Genomic DNA, 23,520 nt, shown 5'->3' with positions numbered 1-23,520 from the left:
TCACACATTCAGAGCTTAACCGATTGACTTGTCACACTTTTCGATTATATCTATGAAGCCATCATAACTTATAAGAGGCACAGTAACGTCATCGGCTGTGTAACCTCTTGCCTCCACATCGTCCTTGATGGCAAAGCATTTTGCTTCAGTTTCTATGTCATTCAGTGCCCAGAAAATCCCGTCTTGAATGAGGACGACACTGTCCCCCTCTTTGGATGCACTTATCTTTACTCTTTCAGCAGAATTATTGGGTCCGTTCTTCACTACTATTAGATGCATACCAGACACCTCACATAAATACTACGTTGTCAAACTCATGGAAGAAGTCTCCAAGATCAGCTTCTCCAATTAGCTTTGCATTGAAGCTTTCTTCGATCTCCTTAATTTTGAATTTGTCCACATGTTCTCTGACACCGTATACCGCCGTCTCATATCTCTTGATATACCTAAAACACATAGAAACCGAAAGTAAACCAAGACATTCAGGCTTAGTTCTTTTTGAAAAAGCAACAGTTGCCTCTTCCACTAGGAGAACGGATGGCTCAATATCCTCGCCATACATCCCAAACGCAGTTCGAAATGCTTCGTTCACCCATATAGAGCCTGCTGGCGCCTGATATACAACGAAAAGTATTTTTTTATCCATACAGCACCTCACGCCATCAGGTTAACAAACCTGTCACTGTTGAAAATCAGTGAAGCCAACTCGGGAAGACCACTGGGATTCGAACCTTCGATAATCATATCTTTAGTTACACCTCTGTAGTCCATACATATTCCACAGATCTCAACTTTCAAACCTTTTTCTTTTATCAAAGACTCCAATTTTCTCGGGATATCTCTGTCTACTCTTATAGGCTTGACCTTACTGTTTACAGAAAGGATTGAATCCGCAAAAAGGAATATCGTGACTTCATGTCCCTTGTTAAGTCCGGCTTCAGCAACTTTTATTGCTGAATCAAGGTCCTCATATGAGTAAGGTGGTGCGAAAACTTGAATTGTTATTCTCAAGAGAGACGCCTCACTTTCTGTAGAGTATATATGCCATTGTCCAGTTGCCAAGTATCAGAAACACACTAGCGATTATTGAAGAGATGGCGAGGGTTGGAAGACCGGCGAGAAAGTGGCCTATGTTACAACCACCTGCCAGACTGGCTCCAGCTCCCATCATCGTACCGCCTATCATGACAACAAGATAAGTCTTGGGATTCTTGGGCATTCTCAGTTTGAACTCTTTGGCAAGAAGTGAAGCTATGAGAGCACCAAGAATGATACCGATTATTTCAAATCCGTCCCACCTAAGAGGCTGATTACTGATGTAAGAATCAAATATTGAGACCCAGCCACCGGTGATGCCGAATCCGTAGTTTCTTCCCGCGGCCTCACTTGTTATCCAAGCAATGGGGGAGAGAATAGCCAGAGAAACCGCGGCAACCTTCCAGTTGAATTTAGTTTTCCTTTCTGTTGTCTTTGTCCCTAATGTATACCATAGAAGCACAGCAGCCAGTATCACCGCAGGGATCCATGGATTGATATTGAGAACCGTCGCAAGAGTTGGACCAACCTTGTCAAGGTAGACAGAGGAATTGGCATCGACGGAAACGTTAAATTGAGAGGCCCAGGTTCTTATGGGCGAAAACACTCCGCCCCGCATTGCCATTGCACCAATTCCGTAGAAAACCGCAGCGATCATTGCAGTCGTCATTCCTTCTCCCGATCTGTAGGTTACACCAGATGCACAGCCACCGGCTAGAACCATACCCAGACCAAATACGTAAGCCCCTACAATGTTGCCGAAGAGATTCAGAGTTGGTGGAGCAATCTTTATCCAACCCATTTGTGCCACAAAGAGAACAGTGATCATTTGCAGGCCAACAGCAAGAAAACCTAATTTCCAAAGGTAGTTATCCTTGAATAGCAAAACATCTCTAAAAGCTGAGTTGAAACACACTCTTCCTCTCTGAAGAATGATTCCAAAAGCGAGACCAACTAAGAGACCCGTCCAGGCCATGTCATCTCACCCCTTTTTTCACTTTACCTTGATGTATATCTTCCACTCGCTGTTCCCAACTTCCTCGATTTCGAGAACTTCGTGTCCCATACTTTTAACCGCTTCCGGAATTCTTTCCTTTGACATTGCGTAGTCAATCCAAACCTCCAGGATTTCTCCTGATTTCATCTTCTTTAACGCTCTTTTTGTTTCAACATCAGGAACCGGGCAGACTTCTCCTCTTACATCAACTGATTTTGTTACTTCATACTTTGCCATCTTGGCACCTCCTTAATGTGATTTAGTTCACAATCTTCCTATAAATAAAACCGCTGCTTTTTCGGGATCAGACCTGACAACCGACTGTAAATCGAAAGAAGGGTCTTCTCCAAAATGATAAATGTACGAAGTTATCACATAGTTGCGGCCTTATTCCAACTTGGTAACTCTAGCAGGATGAAGAATATTCATATTCTTTCAATGAAGTACAATAGAATACTGAAGCTAAAGGAGGCAGAAATGAACACGGGCTTTGTGCAAATTTACACAGGTAACGGAAAAGGGAAGACTACGGCGGCAATTGGACTTGCAGTTAGAGCTGCTCTTGCAGGTGAGAGAGTCTTCATAGGCCAGTTCATAAAGGGTATGAGATACAGTGAGCTATCCTTGCCTAACTACATTGAAAATATCGTCATCGAGCAGTTCGGAAGGGAATGTTTTATCATTAGAGATCCAGAAACCAAGGATCTTGAGGTTGCAAGAAAAGGTCTTGCCAGATCTAGAGAAGTAATCTCCAGTAGAGAATTCGGGGTCGTTATACTCGATGAGATTTTTATTGCTTTTCATTACAGGTTGGTATCTTCAATGGACATCCGAAGACTCATGCTTTCGAAACCGAAAGAGGTTGAACTAGTATTGACCGGCAGGAATGCCCCAGCCGAGATAATTAGGGAAGCGGATCTTGTTACTGAGATGAGAGAAATCAAGCACTATTATTCTAAAGGAGTTTTAGCAAGGGAGGGAATTGAGTATTGAGAAGATCTGGTCACACTGAAATCGATGCAAGTAAACTGAAAGCTCTGATTCTTGATCTAGACGGGACGTTACTTGACAATTCCAAGAGAATTCCCGCATCAGCCTTGAATGCAATCGAGAGACTTCAGGAAAAAGGAATAAAGCTAGCGATCTTTACCGGACGTGACTACTTAATGGCTCGTGAATATCTGGACGTTCTAAACATTGAGGGTCCTCACGCTCTTCAGAATGGTGCCTTTCTTGCAAAGGGAAAGGGAGAGATCTTCCTCATGCGATGCCTAGAAAGAAAGATAACGGAATACTCAGTTTCTCTTGCATCAATACTGAACTGTCATCTCCTCCTTAAAACGGATTCCTCTGAAATTCCTGACTGGTATCATGTGGGCGACTTTGCTCTTAGTCCTTACTTGCCATTCCTAGAAAGCAACATAAACAGAATAGTGAGACTGGACGATCTTACGGAAGTAGTTAAGAGTGCGAACCTTCTTCAACTCGACATCACTGGCGATCTTGAATCTTTGAAAGAGATCTTAGGCAGGCTAACGTCTAAATACACTGGCGACTTCAACTTCTCGTTCATATCAGCGTCGGATGATGCAGGCTTTTTGGATGTGTATTGGTCGCAAATGGAGGACACAGCTGTTCGTCTAGAAATAGCGTCAAAGGTTGACAGCTGGGGACTTCTTTCTCTTTTTAATGCCTCAGTCTCTAAAGGGCTGTCACTCGATGACTTCCTGAATTATCATGGTCTTGCCAGTGAGCAAGTTGCATTTATCGGCGATCACTATGCCGATATTCCCCTTCTAAAGAGAGTCGGGCTTTCTGTAGCTGTAGAGAATGCTCTTCCAGAAGTGAAGGCCGTTTGCGATTATGTGACTCAATCAAACAATGATGATGGTGTTGCTTTAGCCATAGAAGAGATCTTCTTCTCTGGAAAAAGATGACCAAGAAAGGCCTAAATTTATTTATCGAACGTGCGATGGTTTACTCAAACGAGAAAGTCATTAACAAACAGTTGATTATTCTTTCCAAAAAACGCTGGAATAGTGTTAGAATAACATGAATACTGGTTATTATTAGAGGCGAGAAGATTTTTTGAACCAACGTTTGTTATTATTTTTCTTTAGAATGAGAGATGAATGAGTTTTGTCTTTGGAGGATTCAGCCCAATTTTGTCTCGATCTTATCGATGAAGCGGTCGTAGTTGTTAACAAGAATGGTAGAGTAGTCTTCCAAAACTCGGTTTCACAAAAGCACTTTGGGGACTTGATCGGCAAACTATACAAAGCCTTCTTCGACTGCGAGGATATTTTCGTTGACGACGAAGGAGTAGTTTGGAGAGTCTCTTCTTCTTCAGACAAATCCGACTCCAATGAAATCAAGATATTCAGAAGGACCAATAGTCTAAGTATTGGTTCATCGTTCACGAAACGAGAGAAAACCTCAGCGCCTTCGTTCTTCCAGGGAATAGATGACCATTCAACGCTTCATTCAATGCATTCGAACACGTCATTCAGTATCCTCTCGGAAATCGATCATTTCAGGGTTTACAAAAAAGCTTTTGAAGAGAATACTTCTGGAATGGCTATTTTCACTGTTGATATGTCTCGCGAAAAGATCATCCCGGCGGCAAAAAACCTCGCATTTGAGATCAATCGTCTGGCGCGACTTCCAGTAATAGAGGGCATACCCCTGGATAGACCAATGAGCAAGGCCGACCACCTATTCTTGAAGGCACTCATAAGAGTAGCCCGAACCGGGAGACAGGAAGCGCTTTTTCTTTCTGAAGAAGGCTTCTATGAAGAGGTGTTGATAAAGCCACTTTCTGATCGAGATTTGATAAGTGTACATAAAGAAGTCTCCGCCGAAATGAATCTTCGAATGGAACTGTTGTCGGCAAGGTACTTGGCAGGCACTATCGATCAAGCGGTGATTTCGGTTGATGAAAACGGAAAAATCGTGTTTGTCAACAAGGCGGCTGAAATTCTGTTAGGAAGAGAAAGAGGCGGCCTGATAGGAAAGAATATCAACTACTTTCTTGAAAACCAGTCTGACTCGAGGAGCGAGAAACCATCCGCGGGTCAAGAAATTGGTGAAAGACACCTCTTCTCTATAAACAAAAGCAATGGACAATCTGTTTTGGTCGAAGCCGCAGTAAAGAGGATCGAAGATTCATCACTAGCAGGAAAGGTGACGGCCACCGTATACTGCCTAAGTGGCCTCAAGTTCGAAGATGTGATTCAGGAATCCGCTCAAAAAACTATTAGAGGTCTTATAGAAACTCTTTCTACAGTTGTTGAAGTAAGAGACCCTTTCACGGCAGGTCATCAAAGAAGAGTGAGCAAACTTGCAACAGCCATTGCTACCGAGATGGGTCTAGGTCCGGAACAAATAGACACGGTGCGAGAAGGCGCTTTGCTTCATGATATTGGAAAGATTTCTGTCCCAACTGAAATTCTTAGTAAGCCGGGCCGGCTCACCGAAAACGAGTGGTTCCTTATTCAGAGCCATAGCGAAGCCGGTTTCAAAATGCTAGAAAGAATTGATCTGCCCTGGCCAATATCAAGCATTGTCAGGAAGCACCATGAGAGATTAGACGGCTCGGGTTATCCCCATGGCTTGAAAGGCAAAGACATTCCCTTTGAAACCAGGATTGTCACCGTTGCCGATGTATTTGAAGCCATCGTTTCTCACAGACCTTACAGACCTGCTCACGAAACATCAACAGCAATTACTGAACTTACAGAGGGAGCCGGAAGGCTGTACGATGGCGATGTTGTAGATTGTTGCCTTTCTCTCGTTGGAAAGGGCTTTTCTCTTGACTGAATGAACGCCGTGCCAGAGATCTTCGCATAACATTGTGAACCAATGGCTCAAAGGCAAAATGAAGTATCTAGTTTTTTGCTTAATCGGAAATGATACAGGTTCTTTGTTAAGATCTACATTATACTCAAGCTACCTTAAAATATCTTAGATTAATAAATAAGCGCTAGCCCTTGCGCAAGAAGGCTATATCTCTCTTTGAAATCCGTCCCAAGATGATCCAACAAAACCTCTCGTGATAGAAAGCGTTCTCTCCATAGCATATAAGCGAACTTTTCTCCCTTTCCGGAAGACCTGCCAATAGTTTGCCCACAAAGATAACTACAAGTGGGGAATCATTTCCTGAACCATCCCTTTCTGCGTATGAACAAGAGCATTATGAAAACCACTACACCCATGACAATAAGAACAACGGGATATCCCCACTTTAAGGAAAGCTCTGGCATGTAAACGAAATTCATCCCATAGATTCCGACGATAAAGGATAGTGGTATGAAGATAGTGGAGATAATTGTCAGCACTTTCATTATTTCATTCAATCTGTTACTTGTGGAAGAGAGGTATAAGTTCATGAGCTCTGACGAGAGCTCTCTGCTGATATCAAGCATATCCAGTGACTGAATTATGTGATCGTAAACATCTCTAAGATAAAGAACAGTCTGATCTTTGAAGTACTCGCTTTCTTCTCTGGAGATTCGCCCTATAACATCTTTGGTAGGCCACACAAGCCTTCTCAATTGGGCTAATTTTTGCTTCATTAGATATAGATCCTTAAGCTTTTCTCTGGAGATGCTCTCAACTAACTCTTCTTCAAGTTTTTCAAGTTCACTGCCGATACTTTGCAAGACTGGAAAGTAGTTATCCACGATTGTGTCCAATATTGCATATGCAGTGTAATCGTTGTCCATACTTCTTATTCTTGAGTTCCTCCGCATTCTGTTTCTAACGGGGTCGAGAACGTCCCCGTACCTCTCCTGGAACGTAAGTACAAAAGTCTCGCCCAAGAAGAGACTCATCTGTTCATAAACAACTGAATCTTCTTCCATTCGCATCATGGGAAGACAAACAAACAAGCAATTGTCATACTCCTCAACCTTTGCAACCTGCGGAACATTTGTGATATCTTCGAGAGCCAGCGGGTGGAGAGAAAAGACTTCACCCAGCTTTCGGATTGTCGCTTCGTCTCCTAATCCCTGCACATCAATCCAGTGGACTCTGTCGGTAGCGGAGATGACCGACGCCAGATTCTCTACGTTTCGAATTATTTCTTCTTTCAAGTAATCTCTGTCAAATTCAATGAGACTGATCTTTGGAAATGGTGCTTCTTCATCTATACTAAGAGTCCCAGGAACGGAACCGAGCGGCGGTTTTCTCTTCCTGAAAATTCCCTTTCGATCCATTAAGTGCCTCCCTAAACAAAAATCAAAGTGATTTGACTTTCAATATAGCTCAAATATACTATCACCGGCCGAATTTTAGTAACACTTTCTAAGAGAGTGCGGAGCAAAGAAAAAGAATCAATTTTTCCTTTGGATTTCAAACCTGCGGGAGTATATTAGTATCAAAGTCACAAGAATCAGTCGTGAGCACGGAGAATCGCTCAGAGATCTTTGATTTACTCTCTTTTGTTCCATCGATTTCGCAATTCTCTGTTCAGTCGAATCAAAACAGATTTGAAACATCCGAGATTTGAGAATGCCTTCGATTTATGGTCTTGATTTAGTATTGTTGTGTAGATTTCAAAAACCTGGTTCGGAATCATCTTCAAAAAACGATTATGTTTGGTTTGCCCCTTCTCCCATTAGGAAGAAGCAGTTTGGAAAGACTCACAGCCGACGCAGAAATGTAGTCGATCGGTTCGAAGATGCTTTGATTCATCAGCCGAATTTTCGTCTTCTCCACCAATGATGAGCTTGAGATTAGAGACTCACATAGATTATTCCTGAAGATTATTCTATCTGGAATAGTCTCCATTTTTCTTAAGAGAGAAGAGGTGAGGTGCCGTGAAAGTTCTGGGAAAATGTTTTCTTGTTCTTCTTTTAGTTTCTGTGAGTAGTTCAATGGCCTGTACGACTTTGATTGTAACGAAAGGTGCTAGTGCAGATGGATCGATGATTGTCGCTCATTCAGACGATAACGATCTGGCCGATCAGAGAATAGTATATGTACCAGCTCAGGATCATGAACCTGGCTCATTCAGACCTGTGTACTGCTCCGCAGTCGCGATGGGTGAATTTCCCCAGTACAACAGCTTCATTTATCCGAGAATCGTGTCTGATAGAGCTCCGGCATATGATACTCCAGGGTATCCCCTTTCAATTCCCATCGGAATGATCCCTCAAGTAGATCATACTTTCGCTTATTTCGATGGGTCTTATGGGATTATGAATGAACATCAGTTGATGTTTGGTGAATGTACCGACGGTGCTAAGATTCAGATCGCTCCAGAACCTGGCAAAAGAATATTCTACTCATCCGAGCTTTCTCGAGTAGCCCTTGAGAGATGCAAGACAGCTCGTGAAGCTGTTGAGTTGATTGGCTACTTGATTGAGAAATATGGATACTACGGAACGGGAGAGACTCTGCCCGTTGCAGACCCTAATGAAGCTTGGGTTATCGAAATGGCTCCCTCTCCCGAGGGAACCGGAGGTCTTTGGGTCGCAAGGAGAGTACCCGATGGAGAGGTCTTCGTTGCGGCAAATCACTTTAGAATAAGGGAAATCGATACTGAAAATCCCGATTTTCTTTATGGAGAAACCCTTCATGAAGTCGCTGAGAAATTCGGATGGTGGGATCCGAAAGACGGCCCTCTAGACTGGTTGAGAACCGTTAGCCTGGGTGAGTACAACCATCCATACTACTCGCTTAGAAGAGTGTGGCGCCTTTTTTCGTCCATGGCACCAAGCATGAATCTGTCTCCATGGGTAGAAGACGGGTTCACTCGAGAGTATCCATTTTCGCTGAAGCCTGACAACAAGGTCTCGGCCAGTGATGTGATGAATCTATACAGGGATCACTACGAAGGAACAGAGTTTGATCTCACAAAGGGCGTCGCGGCCGGGCCGTTCGGTTATCCAGATAGATATTACGGTCCTTATGACGGACAGGGCGACGTGGGGGATCCTTCCCGCCAACTTGGAGGTGCATGGGAAAGACCAATTTCGGTTACGTACTGTGGTTATGCTTTTGTCTGTCAAGCGAGAAATTGGCTTCCAGATCCGGTTGGTGGAATCATGTGGCTCGGGCTCGACAAACCGGCCGATACTTGTTTCATTCCTTTCTTCGTAGGAGTAAGCGATCTTCCTGAGTCGATTCAAGTCTGCGACACTTCGGAGTTCAATAAAGACAGCGCCTGGTGGGCATTCAACTTCGTTTCTAATTGGGCGGCATTGAAATATAGCTATATGCACGAGGATATTAAACTTATGCAAGAGAAGTATGAAGCACTATCACTCAGTCGTCTTCCGGAAATCGAAGCCCATATAACAAAACTTCTTCTCACAAAGCCCGAAGAAGCGGGCAGATATCTATCGAGATTCTGCTCTAGAAACTCCCAGGAAATAGTTGAAGCATGGTGGAAACTGTCCGAGTATCTCATTGTGAGATACAATGATGGGTTCATAAATGAAAAAGGGAACATGGCTCAACCAACCGGTTACCCCAAAGAATGGTTGGACGAAACTGGCTGGGCCGATGGGCCAACATCATACGAAAAGAAGTAGAGCTCAAGACCCCTCCTTCGAAGGATCTAATCCGTGCCTTCTCTTGGAGGGGTGTATTTTATTCCAATATTCCATGCCTTCCCAAGGTGCATACCAATGGACCAATAAGAATTGTCATAAACGGAGAAGGTTACCGGACTTATCTTCTTGATATTTGGAAGTCCATCAACAAGACACGATTCAGAACAATATGTTTGAACAACCTCTCCAACAAATGCAATGTGTGCTCCACCGAACTCGAATTTACTAACCAGCTCACATTCCATATTCAAAGGTGCCTCTTCAATCATAGGCACATTTCCCTTTTCACCTAGAAAGGTTCTAAAGAGTTCTGATTTGTCAGTGGTCTTCCCAGAATGAATTCCCATGTAGTCTACCCCTCTTAACATGTCAAGGGAAGGAACATTCACACTGAAATACCCGGTATCCTCTATATTCTTGCAACTCAGTCTGCTCTTTGCCAGAGAGATCTGAATCATGGGCGGCTGCACCTCCACAACTCCACAAAGCGCGATCGTGGTGTAATTAGGCCTCTCTTCATTCATCGTTCCTATAACCACCACAGGCATTGGGTAGAGGTATATTCCTGGTCCAATTCTGTCCTTCAAACTTCTTCACCAATCTTTCCTGCATCATCGATAATATAGAATATCTTCTTCATCTATCCTACATCAATTAATTCTACTCGATTCTGCCTTTGAAAAGCAAGCTGTACACTCGTTTGACGATTTATAAGAAGCGATCGCGTTTCATGTAAATATCTCAACGGATTCTGCTTCTCTTGATTTACGGAGATTCGATGCTTCAGGAAAGCAAAAAAAAAGAAGATGTCTTTCACAGATTGTATAATGTCAGAAGGAGGAGAAAAGGGAGGTAATCTTGTGAACGAAATCTACAAAGATGTAGTTTGGGTCGATTTTGATACTCTGGAAGCTTTCATGAAGGATGTATTTGTTGGAATCGGGGTTCCAGAAGAAGACGCGAAAATCTGCGCAAATGTTCTCATCACCTCAGATAAACGGGGAATTGATTCACATGGTATTGGCAGATTGAAACCTATCTATGTGGATCGAATCCGCGCTGGCATTCAAAATCCCATCACTGAGTTCGAAATCGTCAGAGAAAGTGCTACGACAGCAGTAATTGACGGCCACAATGGAATGGGTCATGTGATAGCGTTCAAATCAATGAAACTTGCTATTGAAAAAGCAAAGAGATATGGAATGGGAATGGTTGCCGTAAGAAATTCAACACATTATGGAATAGCGGGTTACTACCCAATTATGGCAGTTGAAAACGGAATGATAGGCATTACAGGCACTAATGCTCGTCCGTCAATTGCCCCAACATTTGGTGTGGAAAATATGTTGGGAACGAACCCCCTGACTTTTGGAATCCCTACAGATGAGAAGTTTCCTTTTGTTCTCGACTGCGCTACTTCTGTGGCACAAAGAGGAAAGATCGAGGTGTACGCTCGAGCGGGAAAAGAGTTACCAGAGGGATGGGTCATCGGTCTAGATGGGAGACCCAGGACCGACACTCAACAAATACTGATTGATTTGACAAAGGGTGAAGCCGCTCTAACTCCCCTGGGCGGCATAGGCGAGGAGACAGCCGGGTATAAGGGATACGGCTACGCAACTGTTGTTGAGATTCTGTCGGCCGCGCTGCAAACGGGAAGCTATCTGAAGATGTTAACAGGAATTGCCGATAACAACGAAAAAAAGCCGATTCCAATAGGCCATTTCTTCATCGCGATAGACATAGAACCGTTCACACAACTAGATGACTTTAAGAAGCTTGCGGGAGACATTCTCAGAGAACTCAGGAAATCCAGAAAGGCACCGGGTCAAGAAAGAATCTACACCGCAGGTGAAAAGGAATATGAAGCCTGGCAGTTTAGGAAAAACAGAGGTGCCCCTTTAAACGAGGTTTTGAGAAAGCAACTTGTTCAACTACGGGACGAACTGCGGCTTCATAGGTACAAGTTCAGCTGGGAATAATATCTATCCCTGAAGACAAACTTTCTCTTTTAGGAGCAAAACAATGAAAATCGGAGTTGTGGGATTTGGAGCAGCATCGATAGGTTTCATAAGTGAAATTTTAGATGAGGATCATGAAATTCATGTTCTGGAGCGTTCAAAAGATATTTTCAGTTCCAGTATAAGCGGAATACGGTCCGATGGAAAGATCTTCGTGTCGGAAACAATGGGAGGAGACATGGAGATTCCTCTCGCGATCCAGAATGAAGTCGTTGACTTCTACCTGGAAAAACTCAATCCAGATGATAGGCGCGAGGTGAAAAGAGGTGTCTCTTTTGATAGAAGATCGCGTTTCTTCGATCTCTTTTATTCAAAAGGCTTCGAGCCTGTTAATTCTACCTTCTGGCATATAGGTACAGATAAACTAAGTTCGGTGCTTACAAAGATATTTGAGGAATTCTCGACTAGAAATAATCTTAAATTTCACTTTGGTTCTAGAGTCGATGACATAGACATCGAAGACGAGAAAATAATCCTTCGTGGCGAGGGATTCGAGGCTGTATTTGACTATGTCGTGGTAGCTGTTGGAAGAAGCGGCCATTCACTAATAAAGAAAGTGACAGACCGCTATCCTGAAATCGTGGCTTCTAGCAACACAGTCGATATTGGAGTTAGATTTGAAATCCCAGATCATGTGGTGGAAGAAATCAACGAAGAGATGTACGAGTTTAAAGTGAGACTCAAAACCAAGACAGGATATACAGTAAGAACCTTCTGCAATAACCCTTCAGGGAAGGTAGTTCTAGAGAACTACGATGATTTTGTGACAGTGAATGGTCACTCGAACTCGGGTGGGAGTTCTGAAAACACCAATTTTGCGATACTTTGTACTACGCGATTTACTGAGCCCTTTCGTGATCCAATAGGATATGGCTCATATATTAGCAGGCTAAGTAATATTCTGGCTGGTGGCAGGAAAGTGATCCTTCAGACTTACGAGGACTTCATACAAACCAAGAGAACTAAGAGGTTAGGGAGAGTTAAGCCCACGCTACCTGAAGGAGATTATATTCTTGGAGATATTAATCTTGTGCTGCCAAGGAGAATATCCGTTTCCATTACAGAATTTGTTGAGAAACTAAGTGAAGTAATCCCGGGAATCTCTTATCCAGACAATCTCATGTATGCCGTGGAAGTCAAATTTTACTCAAACAAGATCAACAACAGTCGCTATAAGAATCTGAAATTCATTGGCGATTGCAGCGGCCATACGAGATCAATTACCTACGCAACTGGACACGGAAGGCTTACCGGTTATTCTCTGAAATGAAATCCAAAAATGACCGGGTTTAGGATGCGAAACTGTCGTTACCAAGGAGATTGCCTTCGAGAGAGTTTTGATGTTACTAAGAAAAATTTCCATCGAAGTGAAGAGGATTTGCTTCGCTGTTTAACCAAAGAGCTTCTCTATTAGTTAAGCCTTTGGAGGTCGCTTTTGCTAAGAGTGCTTTTGAAATGTTCTTTTTAAAGCTGCTCTAGGGGTGTTTCATGAACATCAATAAGCTTGTGTAACTTACATTTAAATTTGACTAAACCCAAACTACACAATTCTCATGAACTTTAGACACCGTTCAAAGGTCTCAATTCAGAAAAGCCGAGATGAAAGACACATCGACTAAAAAAGAGTTGTAGGACCGGCGCAAAGCACACCAACACCCTTTTAAGTGCGACTTCTCCTCAAGGCACCAAAGTAACGTATGAAAGATCAACCGGAAGGGTCCGATCGCTGATCGGACCTTTACTTTGAAGGGAGGAACAGTTAGTGAATATTGAGAATTCTATCGTCTTCTTCGGAACTGAAGATCTAGGTTTAACAAACTCCTTTTATGTAAGCCTTCTTGGCCTTAAACTATATAAAGATCAGAATAGCTGTAAAATATTCCTAACTCAAGGCGGTGGAATGATAGGCTTCTGCAATCATCTCAATCTTGACTCTCAAAGAAACAACTCTATCATTACCTTGTTGACCAATGAGGTTGATGAATTCTACCGCAAATTGAAAGATGCTGGCGTGACGTGTTCCGAACCAACCGTAAGCCAGGAATTCAAGATCTATCATTTCTTTACAAAGGATCCAAATGGTTATCGGTTGGAGATACAGAAATTTCTATGAGAATTGTTGTTCAGTTCTTTAGTATTCTTGAATGGTAGAATTGATTGAAAACTTCAATCAGGGTGATAAAATTGAAAAAAATAGCTCTACTGGCTAGTTTGCTTTTCTCAGTGGTACTGTTCAGTATAGAGTATTCACCGGACAGCAAGGCATTCAGCGCTACTTCAGTGGCAGTAAGTTTAGACGGAGAGAAACTTGTCGCAGGTTATATTGATAACACAATCAAAGTCTGGAGCCTTTTGGATGGTAAACTACTGAACAACCTTTCTTTCAATAGTTCATGGGTAACCGCCGTCGCTGTTTCGCCCGATGGTAAGAAGGGTATCGCCGGGTACGACGATGGGATGATTATCGTGTGGGATCTTGCCACGGGAAGAAAAATCAAATCGCTTAGCAGTCATACAAGCACGGTAAACGATCTAATTGTGACGAAAGACAGCAAGACGTTGTTTTCCTGTAGCTCAGATGCTACCGTGAAGATCTGGTCGCTCGCTGACCTGGCTTTTATTAGAACGCTTAGAGGCCATTCCGGATCGGTCTTTTCAATTGTGGATTGGCCTGAACAGAGTCGACTGTACTCTGCTTCAGAAGATGGAACCCTTAGAATCTGGGATTCTTCCACGGGTCAGCAGGTAAAGGTAATCAGAGCGGAAATAGGGGCCCTCACAGCAGTCTCCATGGATGAAGGAAGGTCGATCCTAATTCTTGGATCTGAGGCGGGACAACTGAAATCCTACGATGTCAAGACCTGGTCTTCACTTAAGACCACAAGAGCTCACAATGCACAGATAACAAAAATCTTGATTGACAATGAAGTTGTTTATACTGCGTCCAGTGACAGGACAATAAAACTTCTCTCTCTGCCTTCGTTTAGCCTTATAAAAATGGTAACTGGGCACACCTGGGACGTTACTGAGATAGCTCTTTCAATGGATGGTCATGTCCTCTATTCTTCCTCGACAGATGGCAAATTGAAGGTATGGGACATTGAAAAGGCTTCAGCAATAGGAACATTGATTGGTTTTGGTGATGGGGAGTATTTTTCATATAACTCCCAGGGAAACTGGGTCTCTTCATCATTGGCAAAGGAGAGAGTAACCTGTGAAAATGGATCTAGCCCTGCTGAGGTCGGTAAGGAATTGAGTTCCATTCTTCTTCAACTCGATAAGTTGCCAAGAATCTACACTACAAGTGAACAAGAAATAAATTTAGAAAAGAGCACCGTAAGTTTCATGGTTTCCCAGCCCGTAACAAGAGTAACTGTGGATGAAGAAGAGGTAGCGATTGGAGAAGATGGTAGCGTAGTTTTCTCCCCTGATGGTGAAGGAACTTACACACTTAGAGCCTATGACAGCTCCGGTTCCTACGACGAAAGAATCCTCACTGTTCACTTCGAAGAGACGGTCATGTATGTGGTGAAGGAAATCAGCTCATATCAAAGAGGGGATAAAGTATTAGTGGACAATTACCGAAACAATGAATTCCTAGTTAATGGGGAATGGGTTGATGAAACCTTCTTATCGATATCACCTCCAGATCTTGAACCTCCTATCATAATCGGCGAAAGAACTCAAAAAGTCTCCATTGGGAAAGATAAGTACTTGACATTTTCTGTTTCAGATAACGGAACTTTGACAGCTGCAGAAGTAATAGCGCCCGATCTTACCGTTTCGCGTCGCACTCTCAATTCAACATCAACGGAAATTGTTATTGAAGTTAACGGAACTGGTGTTTACACTGTCAACGCCTACGATTCCGATGGGAATAAGACAGTTGCTACCTTTTATCTAGAGGGAGAAGAGGAACCCTTCTGGGTCTCCAAGGATTATGGCAGCCTGAGCAAAGGTCAGCAAGTTAAGGTTGCTGAAGAAGGCGAGAGCTGCTACTACGTTTCAGATTATGGCTGGGTTGAAAAGGACTGTCTCTCAAGAAGCCCTGTCACAACGGGGGAGCCGATAATTGATGGCATTCCTGTTCAGTATGCGTCTTCTGCAGGCGAAAAGATTTTAAGCTTCAAAGTCAGTGACGACGTAAACGTAAAAGAGGTTGTGGTTTCCGGGAAGGCCTATCCAGTAAATGAAAGGGAAAGGGAAATGCACATTATTGTGAACGAATATGGTGAACACCTTGTTGTTGCAAAAGATGTCGAGGGAAATTCCTCGGAAGCGATTTTTACTCTGTCGGCCCCTGATAAAAATGAAAAGAGCAATAGGAGTCTGTTTTTGTTGCTAATCCCGATTTTGACACTTGCAGTACTGATTTACATTTGGGTTGTGAGATCGTCGAGAAAAAAGAACCGAAAGGTAAGGCTTTGAAAGAACAAATGAGAAAAATCGTTTTCCTCGTTATAATATGTATTGCGTTTGTAGCGGTTTTCTCTGGATTTGGAATGTTGAAAAGACACAATTCAGATTTCGAATTAATTGAGTCCGAATTAGTAACAACAGAATATGGAGAAATTGTTTCACTACCACTGTCTAATTTTGTCAAGGCAAATGGGGCAACCGTTGAGTTTTCATTGGTTGGGGAAAACGGAAAGATAGATGGTGACTTCCTCGTAATTGATTCGAGTACGCTTAGCTTACCTGAAGAAACAATCGATATCATTGTTAAGTCTGAAAAGTCGGAAGCTGTGCTTCACATTACATTCTCAGTAAAGAACTTGCCACCACCCCCGGTTCTAAGTATTGCAAACCAGAAAGTCTTTGAAGGCGACAGACTAGAGATCGATCTCTCAGAACTCACCTTTTCTGAAATGAACGAGATAAGTTACGAAATTGTCGGTGGGCCGGGGTTAATTGAAGGAGATATCTACCGTTACAGTTCTCCGGTACGCGAGGCGCCTGTCGCCCACAGGGTAACTATAAAAGCTATAGACAGTTTGCGGCAGTGGCACTGTGAAACTTTCAGCATAATTGTTATCGACAAAAATCACTGGCCCGAAGAGCCCCATGGTCCTTATCCCGGTGATGGGATTGAAGACTTCTTTAATGACCTAGTTCTATCTTGGGAGTGTAGTGACCCCGACGGTGATATTCTGTCTTATGACCTCTATTTTGGCACCGAGAACCTTGGTTTACTTGCAAAAGGCATTAACAAGAATACGTACGAGCTGCCACCTCTAGAACACGGAGAAACTTACAGCTGGCAGGTTGTTGCAGATGATGGGAACGGGGGATTGGTAAAGGGTCCCATCTGGTCTTTTTCGACAGAAGAAATACCTGTTTTGACATGGAAGAGAATTGTCGGTTTTGAAGGAAGAGACTCCTTTAACACAGTAAAGTCTCTGTCCAGTGGTGGATACATCCTTTGCGGTTCCTCAGATCTGGTTTCGGAATCCGAATCATTGAAAGACTCGATTCCAAGGGTTGGATGGATCGTAAAGATCGACAATAACGGTTTCATGGAGTGGGAGAAGAGATTTAATCTTGGTTGGGTAGAGCTTAATGACATCATAGCCACCTCGGATGATGGATTCCTGGTAGTGGGTAAAGCAATCGATAAAACCGCTGCTGGATTCGACGCGGATTCTTCACTGCTTGTAATAAAGCTTGATAAGTTTGCGAATGAAAAGTGGAGATTCAAGAGTGAGGGTATCTTCAATGAGGCGACCTCAGTAATTGAGGTAGAGGATGGATACTTGATTCTAGGAACAAAGACGGAGTCAAAAGAAGATCGTTCGATCCTGTTAGTAAAACTAGGCAAATCAGGTTCCCTAGAATGGCAAAGATCCTATGGCGGAAGCTCTTTTGATCGAGGAGTTGCATTTGATGTTGATGGTGATGGCAACGTTGTGATTGTCGCCGAGACAACTTCGAAAGACGGTGAAGCAAAGGGAAATCTCGGCAACCGCTTTCAGGTAAATGGAATCTACATTGAATTATCTTCTGTTCTTACAATCAAGGTCAGTAGGGACGGAGAAGTTATATGGTCGAAAGTGCTTGGAGGAAAGAGTGAGGATTCGCCTTCTTCTGTCAGAATAAATGACGAAGGAGAAATAATTATCACAGGCTCCACAAATTCCAGGGAAGAAACTTTCCAGCGAGATTCTTCCGACTACGACGGATTTGCAGCAAAACTATCTGAAGAAGGTGATTTATTGTGGGCAAGAACCTATGGAGGATCTGGTAACGATATAATCGAAGACTTCTTCATCACGCAAGCGGGTGGCATTCAAGCGATTGGCTTTTCTGAATCAAATCGATCAATCAACCAGCCCGTAGACGAGGCCATGAAGAGATCTGGCATAACTTACAGTGATTTCTGGGTGCTGCAAACTGATGCTGAAGGAGAGCTCTTATGGCAAAAGTATCTTGGAGGCAGTAAAGACGATGTAGGACTATCAATCGCTTATGTTTGTGATGGATTCGTTGTTGCTGGCTATTCAGCTTCAGTTGACGGAGACGTCGGCTCTAACAAGGGTGATTTTGATGCAGCGGTTTTCTATCTTAGATAATCAGTTGTAAAATTCCCACTTCAAGCCTTTTCTCTTAGCTGTAAAAATCGCTGTGAGGCAACTACTGAGAAGTGATTCAGATCTTTCTCCATCTATGGGGAACTGGCAAATTCCACTCACGACAGAAGGTGATACATCAGTATCTGAAACGGCAACTGGTTTCTCCAAATCTGATGTGAGAACCGACATAGTTCTTGAAACGCAACTTCTATCGCTGCAATCCAGTACAGTTACATACACATCATCCATGATCCTAAACGACTTGCCTTCTTCTATCTGAAGTGTGATTCTCTTTCCAAGCCTTTGCAATACAGTATCTAGTATCCTCTTTCCAAACATTGCAGCTATCTCTTTGGAATTCGACAACATAGTGCAAACAATCGAAAAACAAGTTCCATTTTCCTTCGAAGAGGAGATTTTCTTTGAGAGAAATCTATTTAAAGATCTTTCGTTTCCGAATCCCGATAGTGAATCGATGTAGATCATATCTCTCAACGCATTTCTAAGAACAGTAGATTCACTGTTATCCCTCAAGGAAATGAAGTAACAAAGCCTTTCCGAAATCTCGAGACTGTAAATCACTATCGTAAATGGTAAACCCTTTGACTTCTCAAAATCATTAAGAGCGAAAGATATTTGCTCAGTCTTACCAGACAGAAACTCCTTTAGCCTCAGCGCACAAACCCCGTCCAGCATGTCAGAAAATCGCTTCATATCGAATTCTTCACTCAAGAAACTGAGTTCATCGAAGCAAGCTGAGGCAAGCCTTTCCCATGTTGAATTTGCAACTACGATCTTCCCTTCTGAAGAGACAATTGCGCACGCTTCAATGTTTCCTTCGAGAAGAGCTCGAGCAATGTGCAAACCTTCGTCACTTTCTCTCTTTGCAGCTCTCATGATCCACCTCACATATTGCATGTCTGACAATCCATTTGCAAATACATGCCAAACTATGGTTTTGAATAATCATTTTTTAGAGTATAGAATTTACCCGTGAAGAACGAAAAGATTGAATACAGACAATCCGAGTCGAGCGACTTGCAATTTGTGGCGCATCTGGTCTTCAATACTGACCCATCCCATTTCAGGCGTGCACTGGGAAGAAAAGCTCTGGCAGGCATATCAAGGCTTCTGATTATGGGCAGCGCAATAAATCTCGAATTCATTACTGTTTGCGAAATTGGCAATCGGCCAATCGCAATATATGCGTTTTACACGCATGAAGAGATGAACAGACTGGCGCGTGTACGAGTTGACATGATCAACTTTTCTTTTAGTATCTTTGGGTTTAGACTCTTGCAGGAATTTCGAACTCTTCAAAGATCAATGGAGATGGGCGTTTTTCCCGAGCAAAAATACCTCGGTCTAATCTCAGTTCACGAAGATTTCAGAAACAAGGGCTATGGACGGAGGATCCTTAATCATCTACTCGAAATGGATGCCGAAATCGTCCTGGACGTCTCTCGATGGAACAGAAAGGCCATATCTCTATACTCCGAATGCGGTTTCGAATTTGAAACCAATCTTCCTTCCAACTATCCAACAAAGGACAGCATACGAATGAAATCCACTCGCGATCATCACTGACTGAGGTGTTGCTAAGCTCTCATCACCGCCCTTAAGAGTCTGTCAGAGAAGAAAGAGCAACTTCCTAAGAACTTCGTAATAATCTTGATCTCTGAAAGTGAGAATACGATCGTCCTTCTTGGTCACCCCAGGGAAAAAAGATAACTTATGAGCTAAAGTGTGTTCAACGTAGGCAATTTCAACCTCAAATTCAGCCGGAATTGATACCGGTTGAACTCCGATATTCTTTACAGCATTGTAAACACCTTCCTCGATCAACTTCACTGCCTTAGCTGGATGAATTGAATCTACTGAAGCACCACTGCCAATGTTGGTTGACACGGTTTGTATGTCAGGTACGTTTTGCTTAGCGATTTGTACAATTCCTTCATCCCCGCTGATGAAAACGACCGGTACCCCATGATAAGAGGCCGACATCGCGTTTAGCTCGAATTCGCTAATAAGCTTGTTGTTGATCTTGAGGTAATATATGTCCCCCGTCATAGTGTGAGAAAGAGGATTTAGAGCCTTTCCAGAGGGTGAATGGTATCCTGTGAACACCGCGGCTCCAAAACTAGAATCAACTCCTTGCATCATCATGAAAGGATCTCTTGCCCACCCACGGAGGACTCGAACTCCTTCCGGCAGAAGAGAGGGATCGATGTTTCTTGCGCTCCCGTGGGCATCCCTCACAGTTATTTCCGAGGCTCCAGCCCGAAGAGCACCCTGAACAGCTGCCTTTACTTCTGCAGTCATCTGTCTTTTGAAATACTCGTAGTCCTGATGTCCCTTTTTTGCTTCATTCCAGTCCGCAATTCCTGCAGTTCCCTCAATGTCTGCACTAATGAAAACTTTCAAAGATATCCCTCCTATTTAGTTTTCTATAAAATGCAAGAAGTTTTCGGTAAAAGTAGAAAACCCTGAAACACCACTGGCTGGTTCACTGAATGACCGAATTTTGGCATAAAGAACATAAACAATGAAGGATCGAGAGCATTAGTCTATTTATTCCTTCAAGTTGACTAAGTTGCCAGAAAAAATCGATCAGCATTCCATCCTCAAAAGATTCTATCCACAATCTTCAACTGCTTTTTTTGCTAGTTTATCCGCAATCTCGTTGAATGTCTCTCCAATATGTGATCTTGCTTTTACCCATTCAATATCGATCTGAGAGGAGAACTGCTTGAGCCGTTCAACGTACTTTCTCGTTTGTTTGTTCTTCGCTTTCCACTCTCCCTCTGCCCAACTTCTTAGTCCCATGTAGTCATAGTGAATAAAAGCTTTCCTATATCCCTTTCGCATACAGTATTCCAGCGCCTTAATCACACCTTCGATTTCACCTGTGACGTTTCTCATTTCCAGATTCTCTTTTAAACAGCCGTTGATTCTCTTCTCAATTCGATTTTCTGAGATTACCAATACTCCATATCCTACCTTATTGTCCATGAAACTACCATCTACGAAGAGGTGAACTCCATCATAATTTCTTCCGTTGAATTCCTCCCATCTAAATAGGAGCCATTCGCTCTTCTCTTCGGAGAGAAATGAAGGCAGAACTATTCTCTTGTTTCCTTTACGGTCGGTATAAAGCCTGAGCACTACACTGTTTGAAAGTTCAACGCAGTACTCACTGATGATGGTGACAGAACAGCAAAGGCTTCTCTTCTCAAGGAATCTCGCGAATTCGTAACCGGTTTCTTTCAAAGCAAGCGTCCAGTTATTCAACGTCATACTCTATACAGTGCCTCGATAAAATCCAGAAAAAGGATTGTCGTATACCCGCCGACTGCAATGAAAGGACCGAAAGGAAGCTGAGCTCGTCGATCGAATTTTCTGCCTTTTGCGGCAGCATTTATTGCATAGACAATTAGCGCTGCAAAAGAAGCTACCATAATCGTATATAAAGAACCTATAATGCCAGATGCTAGAGAAAGCGCTGCAAGCAATTCTACGTCGCCAAAACCAAAACTGTCTTTCCTTACAAGGTTTGCTATCAAGAAGAATGCAACCATCGCCCCTGTAACGAGAAGAGCATGAAGTAAATTTGCAGGGAATCGACCTTCAGCAGTTGACCAGGCGAAGCCGCCGGCAGCCACAAGAATCACACCGAAGTCTGGAATCATGTAGTGCTCAAGATCGATGAAAGAAGAGACAATCAATCCCATAGTCAAAACTGACATTGAAATTGCTCCAAACAGAGAAAAAACAACTGAATTCAATGAGAACAACAGTGCAGTAAGTAACTCAACGACGGGATACCTTGTAGCAATGGGTTCCCCACAATATCTACATTTGCCTCCCAGAAAGATGTAGCTTAACAAAGGAATATTGTCCTTCCATGATAGCTGGTGTTTGCATTTTGGACAAATACTTCTTCGAGGTCTGGTCATTGAGTATTCTTTTGAAGGAATACGGAATATCAAAGCATTTGAGAAGCTTCCAAATATCAGCCCAAAAACGAAGAAAAGAGGGACTCTAAGAACTATGTAATCCCACACTGTTTTCTCTCTTCTTCAGTGAGGTATTCATCGAATAGCTCTTTCTTCCCATAGAAGTACCAAACCTGCTCATTTTCCAATTCCCTAAGGAGTCTCTTTGCCTCATCGCACTGCCCTTTCTTCATATGAGAAACGACGAGCAGCATCTTAAGCTCTGGCCTATCGGGGTTTTCTTTGAGGAAATCTGTCGCCACTTCTTCCACAACGTCGTAATTTGAGTGCTTAAACTGAATCTTTGCCCAAGGTTCCACATCATTTATGTAAACCGGCCTTGTTCTACGCACCTCATCTTCAACTATTCTCCTCATCTCTTGGTTTCCCATCTTTTCGTAAAGTTCGGCCATTTCCACCTTTGTAAGAATACTGTCTGGATCTCTTTTCGAAAGGTCTTTGAGAACATTCAGAGCTTCATCCATTCGACCAGCATTAATATAGGCATCAGTTAACATGAAGTAGGTGACAAGGTGATCGGGAGAAGCTGCAATCTCCCTTTGCCAACAATCTGCCGCACTATCAAAATCACCTCTGTTATAGAATGTCTGACCAAGAAATGAATACGCTGTAACAAGTGAAGAATCTATCTTTAGAGCATTTTGAAGCCATTTAATTCCCTCTTCCTCATCACCTGACTCTAGAAAAATAGAGCCTTTCAGCTCACAAACCGTCGCTTTGTCAACATTTGCATCCATGAGCAAATCAAGAAACCTCTGGGCGCTTTCATAGTCACCCCGGTCAGCAATAGAGAGTATTTTGTCCTGAAACCCCGAAAATGTACCTCTAGTAAAAGAAGCCACAGAGAGACCCGTTTCTTTCAAGTAATCATTGAATTCCTCGTATTCTATGGGAGCGTAGTTTTCGGGAGTTACAACATTGTCGAAAGTTTCCGTCAAACCACCTATTGTCAGAAGATCCTTCCCAATTTTAGTAGACTTCAAATCATGTATCGCAACGTTTATATCGCCATCGTAAACCTCATCGAGGATTGCGATCGCAAATGGTAGTGTGTCCGTGATATCGAAGCTCTTCTTGTCTTTCTTGAGGCGAATAATCTCCATACAGCACCTCTTCTCAGAGTGACTTGTAAAAAATATACCATGTTTGCTCGCCGAAGAAGTAATTTTACCTAAGATTGGTGAATCTTTGTATTCTCGTTTCACCATAAATAAGGTCTGCCGAGATCAGAAGCAATGAACAGAGACCATTCGAGGCAGAACCTCAAAATCACTTTACTATGAAGGACTTCTAAATACCTGTGCACTGCGCTTCTCACATAAG

Annotated in this window: 22 protein-coding genes; 10 read left to right on the top strand and 12 right to left on the bottom strand. The window is 42.9% G+C overall.

Annotated features, from left to right (window positions below; translation table 11 throughout):
- Window positions 1–15: 15 nt before the first annotated feature.
- The 5 genes from tusB to V513_RS05540 are packed head-to-tail and all read right to left on the bottom strand — an operon-like array spanning window position 16 to window position 2,269.
- Window positions 16–279 carry a sulfurtransferase complex subunit TusB gene (gene tusB, locus V513_RS05560; protein WP_099771991.1) on the bottom strand — a complete coding sequence of 88 codons (264 nt, stop codon included), beginning with the start codon at window positions 277–279 and terminating at the stop codon, window positions 16–18.
- Window positions 280–289: 10 nt separating this feature from the next.
- Window positions 290–646: an intracellular sulfur oxidation protein gene (locus V513_RS05555; protein ID WP_099771990.1), complete on the bottom strand. Its 357-nt coding sequence runs from the start codon at window positions 644–646 to the stop codon at window positions 290–292.
- Between the two features lie 8 nt (window positions 647–654).
- Entirely contained in the window at window positions 655–1,011 is a 357-nt protein-coding gene (locus tag V513_RS05550) for a DsrE/DsrF/TusD sulfur relay family protein (protein ID WP_099771989.1), read from the bottom strand.
- Window positions 1,012–1,021: 10 nt separating this feature from the next.
- Window positions 1,022–2,011, bottom strand: a complete 990-nt coding sequence (locus V513_RS05545; protein ID WP_099771988.1) for a YeeE/YedE family protein — start codon at window positions 2,009–2,011, stop codon at window positions 1,022–1,024.
- 18 nt (window positions 2,012–2,029) lie between these two features.
- On the bottom strand, window positions 2,030–2,269 hold the full coding sequence (locus V513_RS05540) for a sulfurtransferase TusA family protein (RefSeq protein WP_006492246.1): 240 nt from the start codon (window positions 2,267–2,269) through the stop codon (window positions 2,030–2,032).
- 114 nt (window positions 2,270–2,383) lie between these two features.
- Here V513_RS05540 and V513_RS05535 point away from each other — a divergent pair, with 114 nt between their 5' ends.
- From V513_RS05535 to V513_RS05525, 3 genes are all read left to right on the top strand, one after another.
- Window positions 2,384–3,025 (top strand): cob(I)yrinic acid a,c-diamide adenosyltransferase, encoded by a 642-nt coding sequence (locus V513_RS05535; RefSeq protein ID WP_006492245.1) that lies wholly within the window; start codon window positions 2,384–2,386, stop codon window positions 3,023–3,025.
- A complete protein-coding gene (locus tag V513_RS05530) occupies window positions 3,022–3,969 on the top strand; it encodes an HAD family hydrolase (RefSeq protein WP_099771987.1) in 948 nt (315 codons plus the stop codon). The genes V513_RS05535 and V513_RS05530 overlap by 4 nt, the downstream gene beginning before the upstream one ends.
- Window positions 3,970–4,177: 208 nt before the next feature.
- A complete protein-coding gene (locus V513_RS05525; RefSeq protein WP_257211960.1) occupies window positions 4,178–5,851 on the top strand; it encodes an HD domain-containing phosphohydrolase in 1,674 nt (557 codons plus the stop codon).
- 332 nt (window positions 5,852–6,183) lie between these two features.
- Here the strand turns inward: V513_RS05525 and corA are convergent, their stop codons facing one another.
- Window positions 6,184–7,248, bottom strand: coding sequence for a magnesium/cobalt transporter CorA (gene corA, locus V513_RS05520; RefSeq protein ID WP_099771985.1), 1,065 nt, complete (start codon window positions 7,246–7,248; stop codon window positions 6,184–6,186).
- A 603-nt stretch (window positions 7,249–7,851) separates the two neighbouring features.
- Between corA and V513_RS05515 the strand changes: the two genes are divergently transcribed.
- Window positions 7,852–9,570, top strand: coding sequence for a dipeptidase (locus tag V513_RS05515; protein WP_099771984.1), 1,719 nt, complete (start codon window positions 7,852–7,854; stop codon window positions 9,568–9,570).
- Window positions 9,571–9,596: 26 nt separating this feature from the next.
- On the opposite strand, the gene V513_RS05510 is transcribed toward V513_RS05515, so the two are convergent.
- Window positions 9,597–10,178: a flavin reductase family protein gene (locus V513_RS05510; RefSeq protein WP_257211959.1), complete on the bottom strand. Its 582-nt coding sequence runs from the start codon at window positions 10,176–10,178 to the stop codon at window positions 9,597–9,599.
- A gap of 273 nt (window positions 10,179–10,451) precedes the next feature.
- Between V513_RS05510 and V513_RS05505 the strand changes: the two genes are divergently transcribed.
- From V513_RS05505 to V513_RS05485, 5 genes are all read left to right on the top strand, one after another.
- Window positions 10,452–11,573 carry an Ldh family oxidoreductase gene (locus tag V513_RS05505; RefSeq protein ID WP_099771983.1) on the top strand — a complete coding sequence of 374 codons (1,122 nt, stop codon included), beginning with the start codon at window positions 10,452–10,454 and terminating at the stop codon, window positions 11,571–11,573.
- A 43-nt stretch (window positions 11,574–11,616) separates the two neighbouring features.
- A complete protein-coding gene (locus tag V513_RS05500; protein ID WP_006492231.1) occupies window positions 11,617–12,882 on the top strand; it encodes an NAD(P)/FAD-dependent oxidoreductase in 1,266 nt (421 codons plus the stop codon).
- A gap of 492 nt (window positions 12,883–13,374) precedes the next feature.
- Window positions 13,375–13,725 carry a VOC family protein gene (locus tag V513_RS05495; RefSeq protein WP_099771982.1) on the top strand — a complete coding sequence of 117 codons (351 nt, stop codon included), beginning with the start codon at window positions 13,375–13,377 and terminating at the stop codon, window positions 13,723–13,725.
- A gap of 71 nt (window positions 13,726–13,796) precedes the next feature.
- Window positions 13,797–16,040, top strand: a complete 2,244-nt coding sequence (locus V513_RS05490; RefSeq protein ID WP_099771981.1) for a WD40 repeat domain-containing protein — start codon at window positions 13,797–13,799, stop codon at window positions 16,038–16,040.
- Complete coding sequence (locus V513_RS05485) at window positions 16,037–18,181, top strand: hypothetical protein (RefSeq protein WP_099771980.1); 2,145 nt, start codon at window positions 16,037–16,039, stop codon at window positions 18,179–18,181. Before V513_RS05490 ends, V513_RS05485 begins: the two co-directional genes overlap by 4 nt.
- Here the strand turns inward: V513_RS05485 and V513_RS05480 are convergent, their stop codons facing one another.
- Window positions 18,182–19,078: a GGDEF domain-containing protein gene (locus V513_RS05480; RefSeq protein WP_099771979.1), complete on the bottom strand. Its 897-nt coding sequence runs from the start codon at window positions 19,076–19,078 to the stop codon at window positions 18,182–18,184.
- Between the two features lie 96 nt (window positions 19,079–19,174).
- Here V513_RS05480 and V513_RS05475 point away from each other — a divergent pair, with 96 nt between their 5' ends.
- Complete coding sequence (locus V513_RS05475) at window positions 19,175–19,768, top strand: GNAT family N-acetyltransferase (protein ID WP_099771978.1); 594 nt, start codon at window positions 19,175–19,177, stop codon at window positions 19,766–19,768.
- A gap of 42 nt (window positions 19,769–19,810) precedes the next feature.
- Here V513_RS05475 and V513_RS05470 read toward each other — a convergent pair whose 3' ends face one another.
- From V513_RS05470 to V513_RS05455, 4 genes are all read right to left on the bottom strand, one after another.
- Window positions 19,811–20,605: a M55 family metallopeptidase gene (locus V513_RS05470; protein WP_099771977.1), complete on the bottom strand. Its 795-nt coding sequence runs from the start codon at window positions 20,603–20,605 to the stop codon at window positions 19,811–19,813.
- A 210-nt stretch (window positions 20,606–20,815) separates the two neighbouring features.
- Window positions 20,816–21,478, bottom strand: coding sequence for an RNase H family protein (locus tag V513_RS05465; RefSeq protein ID WP_099771976.1), 663 nt, complete (start codon window positions 21,476–21,478; stop codon window positions 20,816–20,818).
- The gene (locus tag V513_RS05460) at window positions 21,475–22,245 is read right to left on the bottom strand and encodes a prepilin peptidase (protein ID WP_099771975.1); all 771 of its coding nucleotides are present in this window, start codon (window positions 22,243–22,245) and stop codon (window positions 21,475–21,477) included. Before V513_RS05460 ends, V513_RS05465 begins: the two co-directional genes overlap by 4 nt.
- On the bottom strand, window positions 22,230–23,300 hold the full coding sequence (locus V513_RS05455) for a tetratricopeptide repeat protein (protein WP_099771974.1): 1,071 nt from the start codon (window positions 23,298–23,300) through the stop codon (window positions 22,230–22,232). Before V513_RS05455 ends, V513_RS05460 begins: the two co-directional genes overlap by 16 nt.
- Window positions 23,301–23,520: the final 220 nt, after the last annotated feature.

The organism is Mesotoga sp. H07.pep.5.3 (assembly GCF_002752615.1).
GTDB lineage: Bacteria > Thermotogota > Thermotogae > Petrotogales > Kosmotogaceae > Mesotoga > Mesotoga prima.
This window is presented reverse-complemented; position numbering and strand designations above follow the sequence as displayed.

Excerpts from the sequence above, each read along its gene's own strand:
- tusB (WP_099771991.1), bottom strand. The coding sequence starts at position 279 with ATGCATCTAATAGTAGTGAAGAACGGACCCAATAATTCTGCTGAAAGA.
- V513_RS05555 (WP_099771990.1), bottom strand. The coding sequence starts at position 646 with ATGGATAAAAAAATACTTTTCGTTGTATATCAGGCGCCAGCAGGCTCT.
- V513_RS05545 (WP_099771988.1), bottom strand. The coding sequence starts at position 2,011 with ATGGCCTGGACGGGTCTCTTAGTTGGTCTCGCTTTTGGAATCATTCTT.
- V513_RS05540 (WP_006492246.1), bottom strand. The coding sequence starts at position 2,269 with ATGGCAAAGTATGAAGTAACAAAATCAGTTGATGTAAGAGGAGAAGTC.
- V513_RS05535 (WP_006492245.1), top strand. The coding sequence starts at position 2,384 with ATGATAAATGTACGAAGTTATCACATAGTTGCGGCCTTATTCCAACTT.
- corA (WP_099771985.1), bottom strand. The coding sequence starts at position 7,248 with ATGGATCGAAAGGGAATTTTCAGGAAGAGAAAACCGCCGCTCGGTTCC.
- V513_RS05500 (WP_006492231.1), top strand. The coding sequence starts at position 11,617 with ATGAAAATCGGAGTTGTGGGATTTGGAGCAGCATCGATAGGTTTCATA.
- V513_RS05480 (WP_099771979.1), bottom strand. The coding sequence starts at position 19,078 with ATGAGAGCTGCAAAGAGAGAAAGTGACGAAGGTTTGCACATTGCTCGA.
- V513_RS05465 (WP_099771976.1), bottom strand. The coding sequence starts at position 21,478 with ATGACGTTGAATAACTGGACGCTTGCTTTGAAAGAAACCGGTTACGAA.
- V513_RS05455 (WP_099771974.1), bottom strand. The coding sequence starts at position 23,300 with ATGGAGATTATTCGCCTCAAGAAAGACAAGAAGAGCTTCGATATCACG.